Below are 21,385 nucleotides of genomic sequence, written 5' to 3'. Positions count from 1 at the left end.
TGACGAGGCCCGCCCGCCCTTGATGCGGGCGGGCCTCAGCGCCAAAAGGGTTCCCGCAAGTGGGAGCCTTCGAGACATGACCGACCGCGGCTGGGAGTTCTGGATCGACCGCGGCGGCACCTTCACCGACGTCGTCGCGCGGCGTCCGGACGGGACCCTGCTCACCCACAAGCTGCTGTCGGAGAACCCCGAGCAATACGCCGACGCGGCCGTGGCCGGGGTACACGCCCTGCTGGAGGGCGAGGCCGGGATCGACGCGGTCAAGATGGGCACCACCGTGGCGACCAACGCCCTGCTCGAACGCCAGGGCGAGCCGACCGTCCTGGCCATCACCCGGGGCCACGCCGACGCCCTGCGCATCGGCTACCAGGCCCGGCCCAAGCTGTTCGACCGCCGCATCGTCAAGCCCGAGGCCCTCTACACCCGTGTGGTCGAGATCGACGAGCGGATCAGCGTTGAGGGGCAGGTGCTGCGCCCGCTGGACGAGACGGCCGCCCGCGCCGATCTGCGCGCGGCGTTCGGCGCCGGCTTCCGCGCCGTGGCGATCGTGCTGCTGCACGGCTTCCGCTTCACCGACCACGAGGCCCGCGTCGCGGCGATCGCCCGCGAGGTCGGCTTCACCCAGGTTTCGGTCAGCCATGAGGTCAGCCCGCTGATGAAGCTGGTCGGGCGCGGCGACACGACGGTGGTCGACGCCTATCTGTCGCCGATCCTGCGGCGCTACGTGGACCAGGTGGCCGGCGCCCTCCAAGCGAAGGAAGAGGGGGGCCAGGACACCCGGCTGCTGTTCATGCAGTCCAACGGCGGCCTCACCGACGCCCGGGCCTTCCGGGGCAAGGACGCGATCCTGTCAGGTCCGGCCGGCGGCGTGGTCGGCATGGCCAAGACCGCCGCCCAGGCCGGGTTCGAACGGGTGATCGGCTTCGACATGGGCGGCACATCGACCGACGTCTGCCACTTCGCCGGCGAGTACGAGCGGGCCTACGAGACGGTGGTGGCCGGGGTGCGGATGCGCGCGCCGATGATGAACATCCACACCGTGGCGGCCGGCGGCGGTTCGATCTGTTCGTTCGACGGGGCGCGGTTCCGGGTGGGACCGGCCTCGGCCGGGGCCAATCCGGGGCCCGCCTGCTACCGGCGCGGCGGGCCGCTGACCGTGACCGACTGCAACGTGATGCTGGGAAAGCTGTCGCCCGACTTCTTCCCGGCGGTGTTCGGTCCCAACGCCGACCAGCCGCTGGACCGCGACGTGGTGGTCGAAAAGTTCAAGGTCCTGTCCGGCGAGATCCTGGCGGCGACCGGCAAGGCGATGACGCCGGCCGAGATCGCCGAGGGCTTCGTGACCATCGCCGTCGAGAACATGGCCAAGGCCGTTCGGCAGATCTCGATCCAGCGCGGGTACGACGTCACCCGCTATGTCCTGGCCTGCTTCGGCGGGGCGGGCGGCCAGCACGCCTGCCTGGTGGCCGACGCCCTGGGCATGACCAAGGTGATGATCCACCCGTTCGCCGGGGTGCTCAGCGCCTACGGCATGGGCCTGGCCGACCTGCGCCTGATGCGCGAGGAGACGATCGAGCGGCCGCTAGATACGGCAGAAGACCTCGGCGGTCGCGCMCAGGCTCTCGGGCGCAAGGCCTGGGCGGCGCTCGAGGACCAGGGCGTGCCKATCGTTTCGGGCGATGTCGTGTCGAGCCTGCGGGTGAAATACGCGGGCACGGATACGCCGCTGCTGGTCCCGCTGGGCGACAGGGCGTCCGTCCGCGCCGCGTTCGAAGACCTGCACCAGCGCCGCTTCGGCTTCATCTCGCCGACCACCCCGCTGGTGGTGGAGACGCTGGTGGTCGAGGTCATCGGGCATGCCGACGCCGGCGCTTCGCCCKATCTGGGCTCCGGCGCCCAGGCCGAGCCCGAGCCGCTGGCGACCCTGACCGTTCGCATGGCCGGCGCCGAGCACGCCGCGCCGGTGTTCGACCGCGCCGCCCTGCCGATTGGCGGCGAGGTGGCGGGCCCGGCCATCGTCCGCGAGGCCACCGGCACCACCGTGATCGAGCCCGGCTGGCGCGCCGTGGTCGACCCGCATCTGAACCTGGTCCTCGAGCGCGTCGTGGCCCTGCCCAGGCGCCAGGCCGCCGGGACCAAGGCCGATCCGGTGATGCTGGAGGTGTTCAACAACCTCTTCATGGCCGTGGCCGAGGAGATGGGTTTCGCCCTGCAGAACACCGCCTATTCGGTCAACATCAAGGAGCGGCTGGACTTCTCCTGCGCCCTGTTCGACCGCGACGGCAACCTGATCGCCAACGCCCCGCACATGCCCGTGCACCTGGGCTCGATGGGCGACAGCGTGCGGGCCATCCGCGACGGGCGGCTGCACGACGGCCGGGGCCTTAAGCCCGGCGACGTCTACATGCTGAACGCCCCCTACAACGGCGGCACCCATCTGCCGGACGTGACGGTGGTGATGCCGGTGTTCGACGCGGCGGGCGACCTGACCTTCTACGTCGCCGCGCGCGGCCACCAGGGCGACATCGGCGGGATCACCCCCGGCTCGATGCCGCCGAACAGCCGCACGGTCGAGGAGGAGGGGGTGCTGATCGAGAACTTCCTGCTGGTCGAGGGCGGGCGGTTCCTGGAGGCCGAGGTCCGGGCCCTGCTGGCCTCGGGCGCGTGGCCGGCTCGCAATCCGGACCAAAACATCGGCGATCTCAAGGCCCAGGTGGCCGCCTGCGCCCGCGGGGCCGAGGCCCTGACCGGCATGGTCGCCGAGTTCGGCCAGGACGTCGTGGAGGCCTATATGGCCCACGTCCAGGACAACGCCGAGGAGGCCGTGCGGCGGGTGCTGGCGACCTTGGCGGACGGCGATTTCGTCTATGAGCTGGACGACGGCTCGGTGGTGAAGGTGGCGATCACGGTCGATCGCGCCGCCCGCACGGCGCGAGTCGATTTCACGGGCACCAGCAACCAGGTCCCGACCAATTTCAACGCCCCGGCCTCGATCTGCCGGGCGGCGGCGCTGTACGTGTTCCGCACCCTGGTCGACGACGAGATCCCGATGAACGACGGCTGCCTGCGGCCGGTCGAGCTGGTCATTCCCGAGGGCTCGATGCTGCGGCCGCGCTATCCGGCGGCGGTGGTGGCGGGCAATGTCGAGACCAGCCAGGTCGTGGTCGACGCCCTCTACGGCGCGCTGGGCGTGATGGCGGCCGCCCAGGGGACGATGAACAACTTCACCTTCGGCGACGACCGGCGGCAGTACTACGAAACCATCTGCGGCGGGGCCGGGGCGGGGCCGGACTTCGACGGCGCCGACGCGGTCCAGACCCACATGACCAACAGCCGCCTGACCGACCCCGAGGTGCTGGAAAGCCGCTATCCGGTGCTGGTCGAGGCGTTCCAGGTCCGGCGCGGCTCGGGCGGGGCAGGGGCGCATCGCGGCGGCGACGGCGTGGTGCGGCGGATCGGCTTCCGCGAGCCGATGACGGCGACCCTGCTGTCGAACCGCCGACGCGTGGCGCCGTTCGGGATGGCGAGCGGTGGTGAAGGCGCTCTGGGCAAGGCCCGGGTCGAGCGGGCGGACGGCTCAGTCGTCGTGCTGGGCGCGACGGACGCCGTCGAGGTCGCGGCCGGGGATGCGATCGTGATCGAGACGCCTGGGGGCGGGGGATACGGCCCGGGTTAGGCCGTGGAACGACCGGGGACAGGCGCATGCGCCTGTCCCCAACCCGTGCGTGAGGCTTAGGCCAGCTGAATTTTCCCATCCACCCGACGGGCGATGCCCAGCGGGTTTGCGTCCTGCAGTTCCGGCGGCAGCAGGGCGGCCGGCAGGTTCTGGTATGAGACCGGGCGCAGGAAGCGGAAGATGGCCAGCGAGCCGACCGAGGTCGAGCGGCTGTCCGAGGTCGACGGATACGGACCGCCGTGCACCATGGCGTGGCCCACCTCGACGCCGGTGCCGAAGCCGTTGACCAGCACGCGGCCGGCCTTCAGCTCCAGGGTCGGCAGCAGGGCGCGGGCCAGGTCGGTGTCGGCCTCGTCCATGTGCACGGCGATGGTCAGCTGACCTTCCAGGGCGGCCAGCACCTGGATCAGCTGGGCCAGGTCCGTGGCGCGGACCACCAGCGAGGCGGCGCCGAACACCTCGTCCTGCAGGTGCGGGGTGGTCAGGAAGGTGGCGGCGTCCACCGAGAACAGGGTCGCGCGACCCTGGCCGTGGCCGCCTTCAAGGCCGTGGGCCACCTGGGTGACGCCGGCGGTGTCGGCCAGCGCCTTCACGCCGCCGGTGTAGGCCTTGCAGATGCCAGGGGTCAGCATCTGGCCCGCCGGTGCCTTGGCGATCACCTCGGCGGTTGCCGTAAGGAAGCCGTCCAGCTCAGGGCCGTCGATGGCCAGGATCAGGCCGGGATTGGTGCAGAACTGGCCCGCGCCCTGGGTCAGGGCGGCGACGAACTCCGGCGCGATGGCCGCGCCGCGCGCCTTCAGGGCGTTGGGCAGGAGCAGGACCGGGTTGATGCTGCTCATCTCGGCGTAGAACGGGATCGGTTCGGGACGGCCCTGCGCGATGGCCGTCAGGGCCAGACCCGCGCGGCGCGAGCCGGTGAAGCCGGCGGCCCTGATGCGGTGGTCGGCGACCAGGCCCTGCGAGATCTCGATGCCGGCGTCGTGCAGCATGGCGAAGACGCCGGACGGCAGGCCGACTTCCTTCACCGCCGCCTGGACGGCGCGGCCGACCAGTTCCGAGGTGCCGGGGTGCGCCGGGTGGGCCTTGACCACCACCGGACAGCCGGCCGCCAGGGCCGAGGCGGTGTCGCCGCCGGCCACCGAGAAGGCCAGGGGGAAGTTCGACGCGCCGAACACGGCCACCGGGCCCAGCGGCACGTTGCGCAGGCGCAGGTCAGGACGGGGCAGGGGCGCGCGGTCGGGCTGGGCCGGGTCGATTCGGGCTTCCAGCCAGCCGCCGTCGCGCAGCACGCCGGCGAACATCTTCAGCTGGCCCATGGTGCGGCCGCGTTCGCCTTCGAGGCGGGCGCGGGGCAGGCCGGTCTCGGCCATGGCGCGGACGATCAGCGCGTCACCGATCGCCTCGATCTTGGCCGCCACGGTCTCCAGGAACACGGCGCGCTGCTCGGGCGAGGTGGCGCGGTAGGGACCGAAGGCCGCCGCCGCCAGGGCGCAGGCCTCGTCCAGATCGGCCTTGGTCGCGCCGCCGAAGGTGACATCCAGGGCGTTCCCCGTGCTGGGATCGACCGCCAGGATCGGGCCGCCGGCTCCGGGGCGGGCGCCGCCGTCGATCAGAAGTTCACCGGTGATGGTCAAGGCGCGTTCCTCGTGGTGTCGAAATGGGTTTGAATTGGCCGTGGCTCTTAAATGATACCGCTCCCATCGTCGTCAAGCGGGGTGGGGGCAGACAGACTGTTTCACGGAAGCTACGTTCGGCGCGAACCTTGGGGGGAACGGATTCTGAATGGCGAAGCGGCCGGCCACGATCATCCATGTCGCCGAAAAGGCGCGCGTGTCGGTCAAGACGGTGTCGCGGGTGCTCAACGATGAGCCCAACGTAACCCCGGACCTGAAGGCGCGCGTGCTCGCGGCCGTCGAGAAGCTGGGCTACAGCCCCAGCAAGGCCGCGCGGACCATGGCCGGGTCGCGTTCGTACCTGCTGGTCGCCTTCAACGACCGCCGCCTGACGCTGGACAACTGGCGCAGCGAGCGCGGCAACGAGTGGATCGACCAGATGCTGTACGGCGCCATGCTGCGCTGCGAGCAGTCTGGCTACCACCTGATGTTCGAGCTGGTGGACCGCGAATCGGACCAGCTGGAAAAGCAGATCACCGCCGTGCTGTCGTCGCTGCAACCCGACGGCGTGATCCTGACGCCGCCCAACTGCGAGAACCCGGTAGTGCTGGGGGCGCTGAAGAAGCGCAACATCCCGTTCGTGCGCCTGAACACCCCGGTGCGCGGGCAGGGGCCGCGGGTCTACATGGACGACCGCGCCGCCGCCCGCCAGGCGACCAAGCACCTGCTGGGCCTGGGCCACACGCGCATCGCCATGATCGCCGGCGACTACAAGTTCTCGTCCTCGATCCTGCGGGTCGAGACGTTCCAGGCGACCATGGAGGCGGCGGGTCATCCCGTGCCGGACGCGCGGATCTACAAGGGCGACTTCACCTTTGAGGCCGGGGTGGCGGGGGCGCAGGCCCTGCTGGACCTGCCCGATCCGCCGACCGCGATCATGGCGTCGAACGACCAGATGGCGCTGGGCGTGGTCAGCGTGGCCCAGGCGCGCGGCCTGGCCGTGCCGGGCGACCTGTCGATCCTCAGCTATGACGACACGATCGGCGTGCGCCTCAGCGCCCCGTCCCTGACGGCGGTGCGCCAGCCGGTGGCGAAGATGGCGGAGAAAGCCGCCGACATGCTGATCACGGCCAGCGCGGCGGGCGAGAAGCAGATCGCCGGCAACACCCTGGTGCCGTTCGAACTGATGGTGCGGGCCTCGACCGGGCCGGCGCCGAAATAGCGGGATCGGGGACAGGCGCAGGCGCCTGTCCCCGGCCGTAGGTCCTACTTGCCGTCGTACGACACCGGCAGCGTCTTGGCAGCCAGGGTCACGTCGGCCTTGGCGCCCAGGTCTCGGGACGAGGCGCCCAGCGACACCTCATAGGCGCCGGCGGCGATGTTCCAGGTCTTGGCCTTGGAATCKAACGTCKCCAGCAGGCGCGGATCGACGGCGACGCTGACCGTGGTGCTGGCGCCGGGCGCCAGGTCGACCTTCTTGAAGCCGCCCAGGCGACGCGGGGCCTCCCAGGTGGAAGCGCCCTTCGGCCCGACATAGACCTGGGGCACGTCCTTGCCCGCGGCCTTGCCGGTGTTGGTGACCTTGAAGCTGACGGTCAACTTGTCGCCGACGACGCTGGTCTTCAGGTCGCTATAGCCGAAGGTCGAGTACGACAGGCCATGGCCGAAGGCGAACAGCGGCTGGTGGCCCTTCTTGTCGAACCACTTGTAGCCGACCGCCGCGCCCTCGATGTCGTAGTTGGCGTCGACCATCAGCTCGGGCTTGCTGTTGTCGCCGTCGATGACGGGACGCGGCAGCTGGTCGGCGCTGGCGGGGAAGGTCACCGGCAGGCGGCCTGACGGGTTGACCTCGCCGGTCAGGACGCGGGCGACGGCCTCACCGCCGTTGGTGCCCGGGAACCAGGCCTCGACCACGGCGCCCACCTTGGGGAGCCACGGCATCAGCACGGCGCCGCCGGTTTCCAGCACGACGGCGGTCTTGGCGTTGGCCGAGGCCACCGCGTCGATCACCGCGTCCTGGTTGTCGGCCAGGGTGAGGGAATAGTCCTGCGACTCGGCGGCCCACTGGTGGGCGAAGACGATGACCAGGTCGGCGCCGGCGGCGGCCTTGGCGGCGGCGGCCGGGTCGGAACCGTCGTCATAGACGAACTGGGCGCCGGGATTGCGGGCCTGCAGCGCCTTCAGCGGCGAGTTGGGGTGGTAGACGATCGGGCCGGGGAAGCCCTTGGGGCCCAGGCCCTTCACCGCCATGCCGCCGATCGGGAAGACCTGCGACGAGCCGCCGCCCGACAGCACGCCGACGTCGGAATGCGAGCCGATCACGACGATCTTCTTGGCGCTCTTGGCGATCGGCAGCAGGCCGCCGTCGTTCTTCAGCAGGACGATGGCCTCTTCCGCGTCGGCCTGGGTGACCTTGGCGTGGGCGGCGAAGTCGATCGGGCCCTTGACCACCGGATGGTCGAACAGGCCGTGGGCGAACATCGAGCGGGTGATGCGCTTGGCCATGTCGTCCAGCCGGGCCTGCGGCACCGAGCCGTCGGCCACGGCGGCCTTCAGCGGCGCGCCGAAGAAGGGCTGCTTGTCGAAGGTGTAGGCCGACTCCTGGTCCAGGCCCGCATTGGCGGCCTTGGCGGTCGAATGGGTCGCGCCCCAGTCCGACATCACATAGCCCTTATAGCCCCAGTCCTTCTTCAGGACCTCGTTCATCAGCCAGTCGCTCTCACAGGCGTAGACGCTGTTGATGCGGTTGTAGGCGCACATCACCGAGCCCGGCTGCGACTGCTCGATGGCGATCTCAAACGCCAGGAAGTCGGACTGGCGGGCCGCGGCGTCGCCGATGTTGGAGCTGACCGTCATGCGGTTCGTCTCCTGGCCGTTCAGCGCCCAGTGCTTGATCGTCGAGATGATGTTGTTGGACTGGATGCCCTTGATCTGAGCCCCGACCATCGTGCCGGCCAGCAGCGGGTCCTCGCCGCCATATTCGAAGTTGCGGCCGTTGCGCGGGTCGCGGGCCAGGTTGACGCCGCCGGCCAGCTGGACGTTGAAGCCCGAGGAGCGGGCCTCCGAACCGATCATCGCGCCGCCCTTGAAGGCCAGTTCCGGGTTCCAGGTGGCGGCGGTGGCGATTCCCGAGGGCAGGGAGGTGCGCTCCAGATAGGGATCGCTCGACTCACGCTGGGTGGCCACGCCGACGCCGGCGTCGGTTTCCCACTGCGGGGGCACGCCCAGGCGGGCGATTCCGGGGATATAGCCGGCCGAACCCATGCGGGCCTCGGCGTGCGGCGTGAACTTGGGTTTCTCCTGGTTCGAACCGAAATAGCCGAACACCAGGGTCAATTTCTCGTCCTGCGTCATTTGCGCAACGATCAGGTCGGCGCGCTGATCGGCGCTCAGCTTGGGGTTCATCCAAGGTTTCGAGGCGCTCGCGGCCGCGGCCTGAGCGTGAGCGGCGGCCGTCGGCAGCGCCGTGCTCAGCATCAGAGCCATCACCAGGCTGCGCATTTGCTGTCGCTTCATTCTTTTTCCTCCCATTTACGTCTTAAGCTATACGCGTGGCGTTCTTTGTCAAATCTTGCCGTGCGGCGACTATTTTCAACTAATCACGACGAACGAAACGACGCTTTCAACTAAGTCGTAAATAGATAGCTGATTGACAACGTTGTCGTACTGTAGCTATTCACAAGACGCAAGTCGCGACCACAAAGGATCGCGCGCAGGGAGGGATGAAGATGAAGCTCCGCAAAACCCTATTGGCCGGCTCGTCGGCCGTGGCGGCGATGATCGCCGCGACCGCCGTCCAGGCTCAGACCGCTCCGGCGGCGGCCGACAACACCCAACTCGAAGAGATCACGGTCACCGCCACCAAGCGGGAGACCAATCTGCAGGACACCCCGATCGCCATCAGCGCGTTCGGCCAGTCCGCGCTTGACCGGCAACAGGTCAAGGACGTCACCGACCTGGCCAAGTTCGTGCCGTCGATGGCCATCAACCAGCAGGGCGACCAGGGCGCGATCCTGATCACCATGCGCGGCATCGGCAACGACACCGCCTTCACCGAAGTGGCCGACCCCGAAGTCGCCATCTATGTGGACGGCATCTACTCGCCGCGCGCCCAGGGCGCGGCCGTGCTGATGTACGACGTGGACGCCGTCGAAGTGGCGCGCGGTCCGCAGGGCACGCTGTTCGGCCGGAACGCCACCGTCGGCGCCGTGAGCATCCGCACCGCCAAGCCGACGCTGGGCGACTACTACGGCAACGCCGAGATCGTCGGCGGTTCGTACAACCGCCTGGGCGCCCGCGTGGCGGTCAACATGCCGGTGTCGGACACCTTCGCCCTGCGCGTGGCGGCGATCACCGAGCGCCACGACGGCTACGCCGACTTCCAGCGTCCGCCGAACGTCGTGGGCGTCAACCCGTCGGCCTTCGTCACCCAGGGCAAGAAGTACTACGCCCAGGACCAGCGCTCGGCCCGCCTGAGCGCCCTGTGGAAGCCGAACGACAACTTCACCTGGAACGTCAATGTCGAGGGCTACCAGGACACCGGCGCCCCGATCATCGCCCTGGCCCAGACCCCGCGCGCCGGCCAGAAGAAGTGGTCGGCCCTGATCGACACCGCTCCGGAAAGCGACCGCTTCTCGTACGGCGTGCGCAGCACGATGGACTATTCCATCAATGAGAAGGTCGGCCTGACCTACATCACCGGCTGGCAACGCGTGGGCGGCAGCGCCAACAGCGACGCCGACGCCGGCATCCTGGGCGTCACCCAGGGCGGCGTCCTGAGCAAGGGCGGCTTCGGCGAGAACCACACCGTCTGGTCGCGCAACGACGCCTGGAGCCATGAAGTCCAGCTGAAGTCGCAGGGCGACAACGTCGTCGACTGGATCATCGGCGGCTTCTACAGCCACGAAGACAACTCGATCCGCTTCGACATCGACCAGCGTGACGGCTATCGCGACGGTCCGATGAGCTGGTCGGGCAGCTTCATCCAGGCCAAGCGCACCGTGGAATCGAAGGCCGCCTTCGGCCAGGCGACCTGGCACGTGACCGACGCGATCCGCCTGACCGGCGGCGTGCGCTACACCGACGACACCAAGCAGGACCAGGGCGGCCGGAACGTCACGTTCAAGGGCTACAACGACTGTCTGGCCGCTGAAGCCGCTCTTCCGGGCGGCGGCGTCCCCTCGCGTTGCGACACCGGCATCTTCGGTCGCGACCGCGGCGCCACGGCCGACCAGCTGCTGGCCCTGCTGGGCCCCGGCTACAGCATCAGCAACAACGACGTGAAGGGCAGCTGGGACAAGTTCACCTGGCTCGGCCGCGCCGACATGGACGTGAGCGACGACGTGCTGGTCTACGGCAGCGTCAGCACCGGCTTCAAGTCGGGCAACATCGAGGACGGCGGCCTGCTGGCCAATCCGGAAACCCTGACCAACTACGAAGTCGGTTCGAAGATCCGCTTCATGGACGGCCGGGCGACCCTGAACCTCGCGGCCTACTACGAGGACTTCAAGGGCTACCAGGTCAACCAGGTGGTCACGACGTTCAAGCCGGACGGCACGGTCGACAAGTCGCAGGTCGTCACGACCAACGCCAAGGGCGCCCAGGCCTACGGCATCGAGGCCGAACTGACCGCCAACCTGACGGCCAACGACCGCCTGCAGATCTCGGCGACCGCCCAGGACACCAAGATGGACGAGCTGATGGCCGCCGACGGCCGCATCGGCCCGAACGACGCGGCCCACGCGGTCCAGCTGAAGGGCAACGAGCTGCCCCACGCCCCGCACTTCTCGGGCACGGTGGCTTACGAGCACACCTTCGAACTGGAGAACGGCCGGATCATCCCGCGGATCGCCACGCACTTCGAAAGCAAGAGCTGGCTGTCGTACTTCAACCAAGGCAAGCCGGACCAACAGGGCAGCTATACCCGTACGGACGTGACCCTGCGTTACGAACCGGCGGAAGCCCCCTGGTCGGCCGAGGTGTTCGTCCAGAACCTCGAGGACAAGAACATCAAGACCGGAGCCGGCGCCGCCGGCGTGCCGAACTACGATCCGATCTGGACGGCGGTCTACCAGCCGCCGCGCACCTGGGGTGTTCGTCTGAAGACGAAGTTCTAGGCCGATCCCAAGTCCCCGTCCGGCCCAGCCGGGCGGGGATGACCGCTTGAAGCCCGGTCCTCCCCCCGGACCCCGCTTCAGGAGCGGCGTGTCCTTTCTCGAGAGGGGCGCGCCGCTCCCCCCTATCTTTGAGCGTATTGCCTCCCAGACTGCGCTCTGACCCGGGTGACGGCGCTCCTGACCGTCACCCGGGATTTTTCTTTTCCAGGCCGCCCCGTCGGGGGCCGACTCGGGCTTTCGTCCCATCTTCCAGACGTCTCCCCAGGCGTCTCCAAGGAGCCGCTCATGACCGGGAACCGCATCGTCATCGTCGGCGGCGGCACGGCCGGATGGCTGACCGCCGCCTATCTGGCCAAGCGCCTTGGCGCCGACCGGCCGGACGGCGCCAGGATCACCCTGATCGAGGCTCCGGACATCGCCACMATCGGGGTGGGCGAGGGCACGTTCCCCACCATCCGCTCGACCCTGGCCGAGCTGGGCGTCAGCGAAGCGCGGTTCCTGCGCGAGAGTTCGGCGACMTTCAAACAGGGCGTCCGGTTCGTGGATTGGGAGCAGCGTTCGGAACGTGGGAAATCTTCCGAATACTTTCACCCGTTCAACCTGCCGCTCCGGCCCAACGGTCGCGATCTGTCGCCGTATTGGCTGCTGGACCACCAGGCCGGCGCAACCTTGCCGTTCGCCGACGCGGTGACCACGCAGGGCGCGATCATCGGCGAGGGGCGGGCGCCCAAGCGGCTGGAGGACCCCGACTTCCAGGGGCCGATGAACTACGCCTACCACTTCGACGCCGCGCGCTTCGCCGACTTCCTGCGCGGGGTGGCGGTCGAGGCGGGCGTCACGCACCTGAAGGGAAAGGTCGACGGGGTGACCCGCGACATGACCGGCGACATCGCCTCGATCCGGGCGGGCGAGCTGGGGACGATCGAGGGCGACCTGTTCGTCGACTGCTCGGGCTTCCGCGCCCTGCTGATCGGCGAGGCCCTGGGCGCGCCGTTCAAGCGGGTCGACGACGTGCTGTTCAACGACCGGGCCCTGGCGATCCAGGTCCCATACGAAACGCCGGACGCGCCGATCAATCCCTACACCCTGGCCACCGCCCACGAGGCCGGCTGGACCTGGGACATCGGCCTGGATAGCCGCCGGGGCGTCGGCTACGTCTTCTCCAGCCGGCATACCGACGAGGCGCGGGCCGAGGCGGTTCTGCGCGGCTATGTCGGCAAGGCCGGCGACGGGCTGAACGCCCGCCTGCTGAAGTTCCAGACCGGCTATCGCGAGCGCCAGTGGATCGGCAACTGCGTGGCCGTGGGCTTGTCGGCGGGCTTCTTCGAGCCGCTGGAATCGACCGGCATCATGCTGATCGAGGTGGCCGCGACGATGATCGCCGAGGTCTTCCCGCTGCGCGACCGCGCCGCCCGCGACGCCGCCGCCCGCACCTTCAACGCCGCCATGGTCGGCCGCTTCGAGCGGATCGTCTCGTTCCTCAAGCTGCACTACTGCCTGACCAAGCGCGACGAGCCGTATTGGCGCGACAACGCCGATCCGGCCACTTGGCCCGAGGCCCTGCGCGACCTGCTGGCCCAGTGGAAGCATCGCCCGGTGTCGCGGTTCGACTTCCTGGTCGACCTCGAGACCTTCCTGCCCTCCAGCTACCAGTACATCCTGTACGGCATGAACGCGGTCACCGACTTCGCGCCCGTCGAGGGGCGCTACGACGAGGGCGCGATGGCAAAGCAGAACTTCGCCAAGGTCGCCGAGGCGTCCCGCGAGGCGCTCAAGCACCTGCCGCCGCACCGGCAACTGGTCGAGGCGTACTACGCGCGTTAGCCGGGGACATGCCCTCGCGGCGTGTCCCCAACAGCCTCCACGGCGCCAAGACCTGGGGACACGCGCGAGCGCATGTCCCCGACCGGGAAACCCGGCGGGTGGGAGGCGGCGGAGCGTCCGGGCCATGCCCGGAGGAGTGTGTTTGCAGAGTACCGTTTCGACAGGGTCTGGTCGCTCCGCGCGGATCGTTTTCCGGAAGCCTTCGGATCGCGGATTTTTAACCCGCTCCGATGGAGGCCCCCGACGGGCGGAAGGTTGACGCCCCTTCCGGACCGCCCGGGCGATTTCAGCCCGGGCCTGCCGCGCCCGCCGATCCTTCGCCGCCAGGGCTTCGTCCCGACTGAGGGGAGCCTGCCCTGGACCGCCGCGAAGGCGTTCACTCAAGAACCACCGACGAGCGCTTCCCGCTCGACCGCCCCTGTCGCACGTATCGGTCGCCGGCCGGACGTCCTCCCCACGACAGGGCGAGGATCAGTATGCGGGCGGTTTGAACGCGGCGGCGGATGTGACGCTGCTTTTCTTGCAGGGCGTTGAATGGGTTGGGATTTGCCCCGGCGTTCGCGGGGATTGAGCGCGCTGTATCCCCCTAACCCCCGCTCATCCCGGCGAATGCCGGGACCCAGATCCTAAAGCCGGGTGGCTGATCGGATTGGCTCAGCGTTCTTGGCGTCAGCCGCACCGTCATTCCATCTGGGTCCCGGCTTTCGCCGGGATGAGCGGATTTCTAGAAGGCCCTTGACGAACCCATAACTCGCCAGTTATGCATAACTCATAGCCAACGAGTTATCAGTTCCCATGACCGACGCTCACGACATCCTCTTCCGGACGCTCGCCGATCCCACCCGACGGGGGATCTTCGAGCGGCTGTGCCTGGGCGGCGAGCAGACGGTCGGGGCKCTGACGGCCCTGGCGGGGGTCTCGCAGCCGGCGGTGTCCAAGCACCTGGGCGTGCTGAAACAGGCCGGGCTGGTGAGCGACCGCCATGAGGGCCGCCAGACGCACTACAGCGCCCAGCTGAACGCCCTGGCCCCGTTGGTCGACTGGACAAGCCGCATGGCCGGGTTCTGGGAAGCCCGGTTCGACAACCTCGAAGACCTGCTCAACAGGATGGATCAATGACCAGCACCGAGACCGAGACGCGCACCGTCGTCGTCGAGCGCGACATCGCGCATCCCCCCGAGAAGCTCTGGCGCGCGCTGACCCAGCCGCACCTGATGGAGGAATGGCTGATGAAGAACGACTTCAAGCCCCAGGTGGGCCACGGCTTCCAGCTGCGCGGCGAGTGGGGCGGGGTGCTGGACTGCGAGGTCCTGGCGATCGAGCCGAACAAGACCCTGGCCTACACCTGGAACCACGAGCATCCCGATCCGGCCTATGCGCTGCAGAGCGTGGTGACCTTCACCCTGACCCCGACGCCCACGGGCACGCATCTGCGCGTGGAGCAGGCGGGCTTCAGCCCCACCCAGAAGCAGGCCTATGGCGGCGCCCACGCCGGCTGGAAGTCGTTCCTGGGCAATCTGGACCAGCTGCTGGACCGGCTGGACTAGGGGCATCCTCGCGGAGCTTGGAGGTGGCGGCCGCCTTCAAGTCCCCCTCTCATTCGCCATTCCCGCCCTTGTGGCGGGAACCCCTTTATCCGCCGCAGGTGCGGAGGTGTGGCGCGCCAGCGCGCCAAGGCATCTCGCCGTCAGCTGAACCAGGGGTTCCCGCCACAAGGGCGGGAATGACGGCAGCAGGGGTGGTGATGTCGAGCTTAGTCATCCCCCTTCCGCTTTTGACCTCGCCCTCAAAGGAGAACCCCGTGAACCTCAACACCCTCATCCGCCAGACCCACCGCTGGCTGTCGATCGCCTTCACGGCCGGCGTCATCGGCTACATGATCGTCATGATGAAGGGGCAGCCCCCGGCCTGGGTCGGGCTGTTCGCCCTGGTCCCGCTGATCTTGCTGCTGGTCAGCGGCCTGTACATGTTCGTGCTGCCGTATGTCGCCAAGGGACGACGACGCGCGGAAGGATAGGGAATCGGCGCCATGACCGAGCCCAAACTGCTGTCGGGCGGCAATCCGCAGATCGCCAAGGGCGACGGCGAGGCGCCGATCCAGGCCTATATCGCGGCCATGCCGGGCTGGAAGAGCGCGGTCGGGCGCAAGCTGGACGGGCTGATCACGGCGGCCGTCCCCGACGTGCGCAAGGCGGTCAAATGGAACTCGCCCTTCTACGGCCTCGGCGACGGAAGCTGGTTCCTGGCCGTCCATTGCTACGCGAAATACGTCAAGGTGGCCTTCTTCCGCGGCGCGGCGCTGAGCCCGCCGCCGCCGGTCGCCTCCAAGCAGCCGGACGTGCGCTATTTCCACGTCCTTGAGGATGAACCGCTCGACGAGGCCCAGTTCAGCGACTGGGTCCTCCAAGCCAGCCAATTGCCCGGCGAGCGCCTGTAAGCCCGCCAACACGAGGTGAGATGATGAAGAAGCAGATGGGCGGACCGGTGGAAGGCCCGCCGTCGGAACTGATCGACAAGGCCATCGCGGCGCTGGACGGCGACTGGCGCGGCCAGACCCTGGCCAAGATCCGCAAGCTGATCCACGAGGCCGATCCCGACGTGATCGAGGAATGGAAGTGGGGGATCCCCGTGTGGTCGCACGATGGGATCATCTGCACCGGCGAGACCTACAAGGCCGCCGTGAAGACCACCTTCGCCAAGGGCGCGTCGGTGGAGGACCCCTCGGGCCTGTTCAATTCCAGCCTGGAGGGCGCCACGCGGCGGGCGATCGATTTCCGCCAGGGCGAGGCGATCGACGAGGCGGCGTTCAAGGCGCTGATCCGCGCCGCCGTGGCGCTGAACGCGTCCAAGCCGCCAAAGGCGGCGAAGAAGCGCGGCTAGAGTCGGGGATTTCCGGAAAGAACTTGGGCCCGCCGGTCGTCCGCGCGGGCCCAAGTCGTTTTCGTCAGATCAGGCGCTTAGGCCAGGGTGGTGACGACGTCGACATTGCCGTGAACCGCCTTCGAATACGGGCAGACGGCGTGGGCGGCGTCGACCAGCTCTTGCGCCACATCGCGGTCGAGGCCCGGCAGGCTGACGGCGAGGCGCGCTTGCAGGAAGAAGGCGCCGGCCCCGTTGACCAGGTCGATCTCAGCGTCGACCGCGGCGTCGGCCGGCAGGGCGACCTTGCGTTGGCCGGCGACCAGGCCAAGGGCGCCCAGATAGCAGGCCGACCAGGCCGCGCCGAACAGGTTCTCGGCGGCGGGGTGGGGCTGGGGCAGCTTGATGTCCAGGAAGCCGTCGGCGCTGACGGCCGCGCCGTTGGCGCCAGCGGTGGTGTGGGTCTTGCCGGTGAAAAGAACCTTGGCGGTCATGGGAGAGTTCCTTCTGGGTTAGATTGATCGTATCCGCTTCAATCGGATGCGATGTAACTAGTCGCGCCTCCGATGTGAGTCAAGCACTTCCGATTTAATCGGATACGATTTATATAGGAGGGCAACGAACCCGTTCTGGAGACGCCCATGTCCCCGACCACCAAGACCCCGCCGCTCGCCGGCGCCGACGGCCGCAGGCTGCCGACGTTCCTGTGTTTCGCGGTCTATTCGGCGAACCTGGCCTTCGGCCGCGCCTACAAGCCCCTGCTGGACGCGCTGGGCCTGACCTACACCCAGTACATCGCCCTGGTGGCCCTGGCCGACGAGGACGGCCAGACCGTGGGCGCGCTGGGCGAGAAGCTGTTCCTGGAGTCCAACACCCTGACGCCCATCCTCAAGAAGATGGAGACGATGGGCTTCGTCGAACGGCGGCGCGATCCCGCCGACGAGCGCCAGGTGCGGCTGAGCCTGACGCCGGCCGGCCGCCGCGTGGTCGAGGCCAATCCCGGCGACGCGCTGATGGACGCCACGGGGCTGGACGAGGAGACGTTTCCAGTGCTCCAGGCCTCGGTGGCCCGGCTGCGCGACAACCTGATGAGCGCGACGAAGGGGTAGGGGACGTCTCGAGCGTTCGACGCTTCAGACACTCCTTATCCGTCCGTCATTCCCGCCCTTGTGGCGGGAACCCCTGGTTCAGCCGATGGTGAAATGCCTTGGCGCGCCGGCGCGCCACTCGCCCGCACCTGCGGCTGAGAGAGGGGTTCCCGCCACAAGGGCGGGAATGACGAGCGTTTGGGGAAGTGGTCGAACTTCAGTAGCCGTTAGGCGGCCTGCACCCTTTCGATGATCACCGCCGGGGCCATGCCGCCGGCCGCGCACATGGTCACCAGGCCGTAGCGGCCGCCGGTCCGTTCCAGCTCGTCCAGGATTGTGCCGACCAGGATCGAGCCGGTGGCGCCGATCGGGTGGCCCAGGGCCATGGCCCCGCCGTTGACGTTGACCTTGCTGCGGTCGAGGGCGAGGTCGCGGATGAACTTCTCGGCCACCACGGCGAAGGCCTCGTTGATCTCCCACAGGTCGATGTCGTCGACGGTCAGCCCGGCCTTGGCCAGCACCTTGCGGGCGGCGGGGACGGGGGCGTTCAGCATCAGGGTCGGGCTGTCGCCCATATTGGCCATGGCCACGATGCGGGCACGGGCCTTCAGCCCATGCTTGGCCGCATAGGCCGGCGAGGCCAGCAGCACGGCGGCCGCGCCGTCGACCACGCCCGACGAATTGCCGGCATGGTGGACGTGCTCGATCTTCAGGTCCGGATAGACCGAGGTGATCAGCCCGCCCAGGGTCATGCCGGCCTCGTCGATCGGCGCGGCCGCGAAGGGGGCGAACGAGGCCTTCAGCGAAGCCAGGCCTTCCAGGGTGGTCTCGGGGCGGGGGAACTCCTCGCGGTCCAGGGCCAGGGTCCCGTCGTCGTGGAACACCGGCACCAGGGCGCGGTCGAAGCGGCCCTCGCGGATCGCCTGGTCGGCGCGCTGCTGGCTGACCAGGGCCAGCTCGTCCAGGGCCTGGCGCGAAATGCCCTCCAGCGTGGCGATGGCGTCGGCGCAGACGCCCTGGTGGCTCTGCGGATGCTTGGCGCGCAGGCGGGTGTTGCCGCTGTCCAGCAGGCCCGGCGAGCTGCGATCGGCCGTCGCGGCGGTGTAGGACATCATCTCGGTCCCGCCGGCGATGACCAGGTCCTCCATGCCCGACATGATCGAGGCCGCCGCCAGGTTCACCGTGGTGATGCCCGAGCCGCAGAAGCGGTCCAGGGTCATGCCGCTGGCCCGGATGTCGTAGCCGGCGTCCAGGGCAGCCATGCGGCCCAGGTCGCCGCCCTGCTTGCCGCGCTGGGTGCTGGTGCCCCAGATGATGTCGTCGACCTCGGCGGTGTTGAGATTATTCCGCTCGGCCAGGGCCTTCAGCACCGTGGCGGCCAGGTGCTGGGGGTGGAAGTCGGCCAGGGCGCCCTTGCCGACCTTGCCGATGCCGCGCGGCGTGCGGCAGGCGTCGATGATCAGGGCTTCGGGCATGGCGTCCTCCTCCGGAACGATTGTTTGAACCGATCCCACACCCGGCGCCCTTGGGTCAGTCCAGCGTCTTTTTCGCGGTCATTGGACGGTCACGCCGGCGCCGGCGGGCGTCCAGCGGGCGCGGCGCCAGGCGAAGGGCGTGTCCCCGGTCGCCTGACGGAAAAGGCGCGACAGGTGGCTCTGGTCGGACAGGCCGACGTCGAGGGCGATCTGGGCCAGGGGCTCGGCGGTCTCCAGCATCAGCACCTGGGCGCGGGCGATACGTTCGGCTATGACGTGGGCGTGGGGCGAGCGGCCAAAGCTCTGCTTGAAGGCCCGGCCGAAGTGGCTGACGCTGAGCCGGACCAGGCCGGCCAGGTCCTCGACCCGGATGTCGCCGTCGAGATTGGCGTCGATATGGGCGTTCAGCGTGCGCACCTGCCAGGGCGCCAGGCCGCCGCGCGCCAGGTCCTTGGCCGGCGCCCGCGAGGCGCTATCCCAATCGCCCGCCAGCACGCCGCTCGCCGAAATCTTGAACCCGTCCATGTCCCTACTCCCGATCGGCTTGATTGCCTGGAGACAGGGATAGGCGGACCGGCGTTCGGCGATAATCGACCCAAGCGGCGCTTCACTGTTGCCCAAAGCGGACTAATCGGCCGCCCCTAGGTCTCGATGCCGTGCGCCCAGGGTTGCTTGGCGAAGTGCTCGCGCAGGAACTCGATCAGCACCCGCACGCGCGCCGGCCGCGCGCGTCCCGGCGGGGTGAGGATATGGACGGGCACGGGCACCAGGCTCCAGTCGGTCAGCACCTCCTCGAGCCGACCTTCCCTGAGCTCGTCCCAGATATAGACCTCCGGCTGGAGCGTCGCGGCCAGGCCCGCCAGCAGGATCGGCACGCCCGCCAGGCCGTTGTTCACCCGGATCGCCCCGTCCACCATCACCAGGTGCTCGCCATGGACGGGATGGAAGAAGCGCCACTCCTGGGCTTCCCGCACGTGAGTGTAGATCATCAACGGCATCTTCAGCAGGTCGCTGGGATGCGAGGGGCGGCCGTACCGGTCGAACAAGGCCGGCGCGCCCACCACCGGCAGCCGGTGCGAGAACAGGCGGCTGGCGCGCAGCGACGAGTCGGCGAGCTGGCCGATCGTGATCATCAGGTCATAGCCGTCGTCGATCAGGTCGACCTTGTTGTCGGTGATGTGGAAGTCGAGCTCGATCTCCGGATAGCGCTTCAGGAACTCGGGGATCAGCGGGGCCAGGGTCCGTACGCCGAAGGCGCCGGTCGAGGCGAAGCGCACCAGGCCGCGCGGAATCGCGGCCTCCTCCAAGATCTCGGCTTCGATCGCCTCGCCGTCGTTGAGGATGCGCAGGGCGCGTTCCAGGCAGGAGCGGCCGCTCTCGGTCAGCGACAGCTTGCGGGTCGTGCGGTGCAGCAGCGTCGTGCGCAGCCGCTCCTCCAGCCGCGTGACGGCCTTGGAGACGGTGGTCTTGGCCAGGCCCAATTCCTCGGCGGCCAGCGAGAACGAGCCCTTGTCGGCCACCTTGGCGAAGATCGCCCAGGCCTCGAAGTCCGGCATATGCGGCATGGACGGTCCCCTGGCCCTGAGTCGCGGGGCGCTCCATCGAAGCGCCTTGTGGCGTTGGGCTCAAGGTCCGGAGCGCGGCAAAGTCAGGCGATCGAGACCCGGGGCTCGAGACGGTCGCGCAGGGCGCGGGAATAGGGGCAAAGCTCGTGGGCGCGACGGGCCAGGGCCTGGGCGGTCTCGCGGTCGATGTCGGGCAGGTCGAGGGCCAGGGACACGTCCAACGCCAGGCCGTCCTCGCCTTCGGGCGGGCCGACGCCGACGGTCACCGTGACGTTGGCGTCGTCGGTGATCACGGAGCCGGTCTCGGACGCGGCGGCGCGCAGGGCTTCCAGGAAGGAGGCGGCGTAGGCGGCGGCGAACAGGTGCTCGGGCGTGGCGCCGCCGCCCATGCCGTCCAGCGCTCGGGGCTTGGCCAGCTTGACCTTCACCACCCCGTCGACGCTGGCGGCCCAGCCGGCGCGTCCGCCCAGGGCGGTGGCCTGTGTGGCGTAGAGGACGTTCATGCTCGGCGCTCCGTGGCGCGACGGACGGTCCGCCGCAGCCCACCGGTAGGCGGGATACGCCGCCAGGATTATCCGCCTGGAGGTCGCTTCACTGGTGGCGAAAAGGGCCTAATCGTCGTCAGAGCTGCAGCCGCATGAACACCGTGCCGTCGGGCGTCGGGGCGTAGTAGGGGGCGGTGCGCTCGAAGCCCAAGGCGTCGTAGAGCCGCATCGCGGTGGTCATGCTGGGCAGGGTGTCGAGCCGCAGCTCGTCGTAGCCGAGGGCGCGGGCGGTCTCGATCACCGCCTCGGTCATGGCCTTGCCCAGGCCCAGCCCGCGCGCCGCMGGCAGCAGGTAGAGGCGCTTCATCTCGCAGCAATCGTCGGAAAGGGGGCGCAGGCCGACGCAACCAAGCGGCGCCCCCGCCGCGTCGCGGGCCAGCAGTAGCTCACCCCTCGGCGGGGCGTACTTGCCGGGCAGCCCGGCTAACTCGCCGCTGAAGTCCTGGTAGCTCAGGTCGACGGTCAGGCCGGCGACATAGTCCTGGAACAGCGCGACGACCGCCGCCAGGTCGTCATCGGAGCGGACGGGGCGGATGGCGAAGGCGGCGAGCATGCCGTGAGGAGAGCAGAAACTCGACCACGTTCGCAATGGTCGACCAATCCTTCTCCCCTTGCGGGAGAAGG

Annotated in this window: 18 protein-coding genes; 10 read left to right on the top strand and 8 right to left on the bottom strand. The window is 69.0% G+C overall.

Features of this window, described 5'->3' with window-relative positions; translation table 11 throughout:
• Positions 1-76: 76 nt before the first annotated feature.
• Positions 77-3,676, top strand: coding sequence for a hydantoinase B/oxoprolinase family protein (locus tag AC1U89_RS11615; RefSeq protein WP_479899855.1), 3,600 nt, complete (start codon positions 77-79; stop codon positions 3,674-3,676).
• 56 nt (positions 3,677-3,732) lie between these two features.
• Here the strand turns inward: AC1U89_RS11615 and AC1U89_RS11610 are convergent, their stop codons facing one another.
• Positions 3,733-5,310, bottom strand: a complete 1,578-nt coding sequence (locus tag AC1U89_RS11610) for an aldehyde dehydrogenase (NADP(+)) (protein WP_479899854.1) — start codon at positions 5,308-5,310, stop codon at positions 3,733-3,735.
• 148 nt (positions 5,311-5,458) lie between these two features.
• On the opposite strand from AC1U89_RS11610, the gene AC1U89_RS11605 reads away from it, so the two are divergent.
• Positions 5,459-6,511, top strand: coding sequence for a LacI family DNA-binding transcriptional regulator (locus AC1U89_RS11605; RefSeq protein ID WP_479899853.1), 1,053 nt, complete (start codon positions 5,459-5,461; stop codon positions 6,509-6,511).
• 44 nt (positions 6,512-6,555) lie between these two features.
• Here the strand turns inward: AC1U89_RS11605 and AC1U89_RS11600 are convergent, their stop codons facing one another.
• Entirely contained in the window at positions 6,556-8,805 is a 2,250-nt protein-coding gene (locus AC1U89_RS11600; RefSeq protein WP_479899852.1) for a beta-glucosidase, read from the bottom strand.
• A gap of 212 nt (positions 8,806-9,017) precedes the next feature.
• Between AC1U89_RS11600 and AC1U89_RS11595 the strand changes: the two genes are divergently transcribed.
• From AC1U89_RS11595 to AC1U89_RS11565, 7 genes are all read left to right on the top strand, one after another.
• A complete protein-coding gene (locus tag AC1U89_RS11595; RefSeq protein WP_479899851.1) occupies positions 9,018-11,405 on the top strand; it encodes a TonB-dependent receptor in 2,388 nt (795 codons plus the stop codon).
• Between the two features lie 285 nt (positions 11,406-11,690).
• Positions 11,691-13,229: a tryptophan halogenase family protein gene (locus AC1U89_RS11590; protein WP_479899850.1), complete on the top strand. Its 1,539-nt coding sequence runs from the start codon at positions 11,691-11,693 to the stop codon at positions 13,227-13,229.
• A 795-nt stretch (positions 13,230-14,024) separates the two neighbouring features.
• Positions 14,025-14,348 carry an ArsR/SmtB family transcription factor gene (locus AC1U89_RS11585; RefSeq protein ID WP_479899849.1) on the top strand — a complete coding sequence of 108 codons (324 nt, stop codon included), beginning with the start codon at positions 14,025-14,027 and terminating at the stop codon, positions 14,346-14,348.
• Complete coding sequence (locus tag AC1U89_RS11580; protein ID WP_479899848.1) at positions 14,345-14,776, top strand: SRPBCC family protein; 432 nt, start codon at positions 14,345-14,347, stop codon at positions 14,774-14,776. The genes AC1U89_RS11585 and AC1U89_RS11580 overlap by 4 nt, the downstream gene beginning before the upstream one ends.
• Positions 14,777-15,030: 254 nt before the next feature.
• Positions 15,031-15,246 carry a hypothetical protein gene (locus AC1U89_RS11575; RefSeq protein WP_479899847.1) on the top strand — a complete coding sequence of 72 codons (216 nt, stop codon included), beginning with the start codon at positions 15,031-15,033 and terminating at the stop codon, positions 15,244-15,246.
• A 12-nt stretch (positions 15,247-15,258) separates the two neighbouring features.
• Positions 15,259-15,666: a DUF1801 domain-containing protein gene (locus tag AC1U89_RS11570; RefSeq protein ID WP_479899846.1), complete on the top strand. Its 408-nt coding sequence runs from the start codon at positions 15,259-15,261 to the stop codon at positions 15,664-15,666.
• 20 nt (positions 15,667-15,686) lie between these two features.
• Positions 15,687-16,109 (top strand): DUF1801 domain-containing protein, encoded by a 423-nt coding sequence (locus AC1U89_RS11565; RefSeq protein ID WP_479899845.1) that lies wholly within the window; start codon positions 15,687-15,689, stop codon positions 16,107-16,109.
• Positions 16,110-16,186: 77 nt separating this feature from the next.
• On the opposite strand, the gene AC1U89_RS11560 is transcribed toward AC1U89_RS11565, so the two are convergent.
• Positions 16,187-16,582, bottom strand: coding sequence for an Ohr family peroxiredoxin (locus AC1U89_RS11560; protein ID WP_479899844.1), 396 nt, complete (start codon positions 16,580-16,582; stop codon positions 16,187-16,189).
• 147 nt (positions 16,583-16,729) lie between these two features.
• On the opposite strand from AC1U89_RS11560, the gene AC1U89_RS11555 reads away from it, so the two are divergent.
• Positions 16,730-17,197: a MarR family winged helix-turn-helix transcriptional regulator gene (locus AC1U89_RS11555; protein WP_479899843.1), complete on the top strand. Its 468-nt coding sequence runs from the start codon at positions 16,730-16,732 to the stop codon at positions 17,195-17,197.
• 206 nt (positions 17,198-17,403) lie between these two features.
• Here AC1U89_RS11555 and AC1U89_RS11550 read toward each other — a convergent pair whose 3' ends face one another.
• From AC1U89_RS11550 to AC1U89_RS11530, 5 genes are all read right to left on the bottom strand, one after another.
• Positions 17,404-18,651, bottom strand: a complete 1,248-nt coding sequence (locus AC1U89_RS11550; RefSeq protein WP_479899842.1) for an acetyl-CoA C-acetyltransferase — start codon at positions 18,649-18,651, stop codon at positions 17,404-17,406.
• A gap of 78 nt (positions 18,652-18,729) precedes the next feature.
• A complete protein-coding gene (locus AC1U89_RS11545) occupies positions 18,730-19,176 on the bottom strand; it encodes a helix-turn-helix domain-containing protein (RefSeq protein ID WP_479899841.1) in 447 nt (148 codons plus the stop codon).
• Between the two features lie 116 nt (positions 19,177-19,292).
• The gene (locus tag AC1U89_RS11540; protein WP_479899840.1) at positions 19,293-20,216 is read right to left on the bottom strand and encodes a LysR family transcriptional regulator; all 924 of its coding nucleotides are present in this window, start codon (positions 20,214-20,216) and stop codon (positions 19,293-19,295) included.
• An 83-nt stretch (positions 20,217-20,299) separates the two neighbouring features.
• Positions 20,300-20,719: an Ohr family peroxiredoxin gene (locus AC1U89_RS11535; protein ID WP_479899839.1), complete on the bottom strand. Its 420-nt coding sequence runs from the start codon at positions 20,717-20,719 to the stop codon at positions 20,300-20,302.
• A 118-nt stretch (positions 20,720-20,837) separates the two neighbouring features.
• Positions 20,838-21,314 carry a GNAT family N-acetyltransferase gene (locus tag AC1U89_RS11530; RefSeq protein WP_479899838.1) on the bottom strand — a complete coding sequence of 159 codons (477 nt, stop codon included), beginning with the start codon at positions 21,312-21,314 and terminating at the stop codon, positions 20,838-20,840.
• Between the last annotated feature and the right edge of the window lie 71 nt (positions 21,315-21,385).

It is taken from the genome of Caulobacter sp. 05T431, assembly GCF_056665975.1.
The sequence above is the reverse complement of the archived record's forward strand: the minus strand, read 5'-3'. Positions and strand labels throughout refer to the sequence as shown.